At 50.5% G+C, this 3181-nt stretch carries 4 protein-coding genes and 1 pseudogene; 3 read left to right on the top strand and 2 right to left on the bottom strand.

Annotated elements, in window-relative coordinates:
- Positions 1–1121 (bottom strand): annotated as a pseudogene (locus H6F80_RS27125) (hypothetical protein); the annotation flags it as partial.
- A 167-nt stretch (positions 1122–1288) separates the two neighbouring features.
- On the opposite strand from H6F80_RS27125, the gene H6F80_RS27120 reads away from it, so the two are divergent.
- The 3 genes from H6F80_RS27120 (at position 1289) to grxD (ending at position 2657) form a co-directional block, all read left to right on the top strand.
- The gene (locus H6F80_RS27120; protein ID WP_190794633.1) at positions 1289–1912 is read left to right on the top strand and encodes a hypothetical protein; all 624 of its coding nucleotides are present in this window, start codon (positions 1289–1291) and stop codon (positions 1910–1912) included.
- A 60-nt stretch (positions 1913–1972) separates the two neighbouring features.
- The gene (locus H6F80_RS27115; RefSeq protein WP_190794632.1) at positions 1973–2230 is read left to right on the top strand and encodes a BolA family protein; all 258 of its coding nucleotides are present in this window, start codon (positions 1973–1975) and stop codon (positions 2228–2230) included.
- Positions 2231–2333: 103 nt separating this feature from the next.
- Positions 2334–2657, top strand: coding sequence for a Grx4 family monothiol glutaredoxin (gene grxD / locus H6F80_RS27110; RefSeq protein WP_190794631.1), 324 nt, complete (start codon positions 2334–2336; stop codon positions 2655–2657).
- Positions 2658–2738: 81 nt separating this feature from the next.
- On the opposite strand, the gene H6F80_RS27105 is transcribed toward grxD, so the two are convergent.
- Positions 2739–2981 (bottom strand): DUF6761 family protein, encoded by a 243-nt coding sequence (locus H6F80_RS27105; protein ID WP_190794630.1) that lies wholly within the window; start codon positions 2979–2981, stop codon positions 2739–2741.
- Between the last annotated feature and the right edge of the window lie 200 nt (positions 2982–3181).

Here is a 3181-nt window from a genome sequence, read left to right as displayed (position 1 = left end):
TCTTCTCCGATCGCAGCCTGAGCACAAATCGTTCCCCAGGACAATTCTGTGGTTTTGCTCATTTCTGCTTGCTCGAATGCCACAGAAAATTCCGAAGAGGGAGATGCGGATAAATTCAGTGGCGCAACGATTTTGCCCATTCCGGCAAATGCAGGATGACTGAGATTGATTCCCCCTGTGAAAGAATGGCTTTGCCCTACCCGATCGACTATCGCAACCCCGATCGATCGAGTTCCTGCTATCGCATTTGTCCCTGGTGACGTCAGGTTTGAACGATTGTTCAGCGCGATGACAGGGGCATTGACAGGAGCATTGGCAGAGGTTTCTAACGGATACGCGGGCAGGAATGAATCATCAGACATATCATCAGGAGACGCATCACCAAGGGACACATCACCCAGAAATGAGGCAACGGCGACGTTCGGTTCTGCCAACAGCACGTCAGGGTGGTGGATCAGGCGGTTTGCCAGCTTGAGCGGATTGACGATCGCCCCACGAGTCAGCCGATAAACAAACGCCTTCGGAATTCCAGGAATCAGCTTTACGATCTCCAGCCCTACGGCACGGGTGATGGCTGCGATTTGCTCGATCGTGACCTGGGGCTGAAATTGTAGAGCGATCTCATTGGTTAAATAGATTTCATTGGTTAAATACTCATTGGTCAAATAGAAGATGGGTTGTGCCTGGAAGTGGTTTGGCTCTTTTAATTCGGGATCTCTTGATTCAGATAGTGCGGATTCGGGCTGGGGCAAGCAATAGACGTGACTCACAAAGGCAACCTCAGTCGATTGCTCTGCAGTTCCCTGAAAGGACGATCGCCGCAGTTGTGCCATGACCAATTCGAGCTGAGCCGACTCCACTTGCAGAGCAATTTGTTTGATCGCAGGCAGTTCACGATCGAGTTCACAGCCCTGGTTTCTCACCCACTGCGCCAAGTTGCCGATCGGTCGAATTAAGCCAATCGTAAAGCGATTGGGACATTGTTCTAGCCTAATTTTTGCCCCACCCCGCAGCAGGATTTGTCCTTCCAGGCCGCTCGAATAGCCATCGGGCAAAGGAAATATCCACAGGGGCGAGGCTTCGCTGTTTCCCCTATGGGGTAATCGAGTTGAGCCTGTCATCGGGGAACCCACACCATAAAACACTCGTCAGCCATAGCTTAAACTGCTTCAAGGCAATTCATTTACTCTAGCGACCTTCATGAAGATTGAATCGAGCGAGAACGGCAATGGTAAAATCCCCTAAGACTGTATTCGCTTGCTACCGAACCATCTCCTATAACAATTTCATGCTATTGTTTCACAGCTTTCGCTCCGTTTCTCTGGCTACGCTGGTTTCCCTGGCAAGTGCGATCGCGCTGATTCAGGCAGTTCCCGCAAAGGCACAAACGCCTGCCAGTCCTTCAGACCTCAATGCTGAACCCAGCAGCGAATCGGATCTTCGTCCCCTGGCACAGGACGGAACGCTGCTTAGTCTTAACGGCGGCAGACGTTTGATGGAAGAGGCCAGCAGCGCGGTCTCTGCTCAGAACTATGCCCTCGCGACCCAAAAGCTGCAAGATGCGCGTCAGCTCTTTAATCAGCTCTCGAACTTTCATCAGGAACTCGCCGGAAGCTTTGCCGGAATTGATACCCGAATTGCTGATGACCAGCGGCAGCAGGCGATCGCATCTGCCCAAATGCGCGACCAGGCAACCTATCAGCTTGCGCTCGTCCACCGGGCACAAAACCAGCCAGAGCTAGCCGTTCCCCTGCTGATTCAGATTGTCCGCAGCCAGAACCCTACCCGTGAGCTAGGGCAACAAGCCTATCAGCAACTTTATGAATTGGGCTTTGTCAGTTCGCCGTTTCCGCGATCGGGCGGTCAGTCTACCTCAGCGGCTCCCCAACCGAACCAGGGCAATCAGCAATAGAAATCAACAGTAAAATAGGGTGGTTTAGATTCGTTTGCGCGTTTGATTGCAGGAGCGTTCATGGTTAGCCCAGATCAGGTTGAAGTAATGATCAAAGGGGGATTACCCGATGCCCAAGTTCAGGTTCAGGATCTGACGGGCGGTGGCGATCACTATCAGGTCGTCGTCGTCTCTTCGCTATTTGAAGGCAAAAGTTTAGTGCAGCGGCATCAGCTCGTTTACCGTGCGCTCAACCAAGCCATGTCCTCGGAGGCAATTCACGCTCTGAGCATGAAGACGTTCACGCCCCAAGATTGGGCATCCCAGGCAACTGCCTGATCTGAGCCTGCTGACGTGAATTGGTGAGATTGATTAACGGTCTGACCTGTTCACGCCAATTTTTCGTAGCATAAAAGCGTAAGAACCAAACCCCAATTGCTCTATGACACCCGAAGCACAGCAACGCATTGAAGATTTGATTCGATCGAACAAGATCATGGTGTTTATGAAGGGAAACAAACTGATGCCTCAGTGCGGTTTCTCCAATAACGTCGTGCAAATTTTGAACGTGCTTGGCGTTCCCTTTGAAACCTGTGATGTGCTAGCAGACTCCGAAATCCGTCAGGGCATTAAGGAATATTCAAGCTGGCCCACGATTCCGCAAGTTTACATTAACGGTGAGTTTGTCGGCGGGTCAGACATTCTCATCGAGCTATATCAGAAAGGCGAACTTCAGCAAATGGTTGAAGTAGCTCTCGCCTCCTGATTGAGTCCCTGAACAGAACAAGCCCTAACACAAAACCCTCTGATGTTTGAGCGGTCTCAAGGTCAGAGGGTTTTGCTTTGCTTATCGGTAATCGGGTTCAGATTGGGGCATTTCAAAATTGGAAGGGTCATACAAGTAACGGGTGACTTCTTCTTCAAGGCGATGAATCATAAAGGGTTCGATCGCGTTTGCGTGCCGAAGTGCCGCTAAATAGCCATCAACAAAGAGCCGAAGTTCATCGAACCGATAGCCGCGATTCCACTGCTCGACGAGGGCGTCGGTGAGTCGCTGGTAATAGCGGATCGTTTGAGTATCCTGAAGCATAAGTTAAAGATGATCCAGAATCCTACGATAATAAAGACAAAAAACACGATCAGTAAAATTTCGGTTAGACGCTTAGTTTAGTGCGAATTGCGACATTGAGCAAGATGTACTCTACTGGGTTAGAGGTCGACCGCAAATTTGCCATGAGGTAGGCACAGAAGCGATCTTCAGAATCAACGCCGAATGCACACTAAGTTCAA

Origin of the sequence: Leptolyngbya sp. FACHB-711, assembly GCF_014695615.1 — a bacterium.
Taxonomy (GTDB): Bacteria; Cyanobacteriota; Cyanobacteriia; order Elainellales; family Elainellaceae; genus Leptolyngbya_A.
Note: the sequence above shows the minus strand (reverse complement) of the source record. Positions and strands in the feature narration are given on the sequence as shown.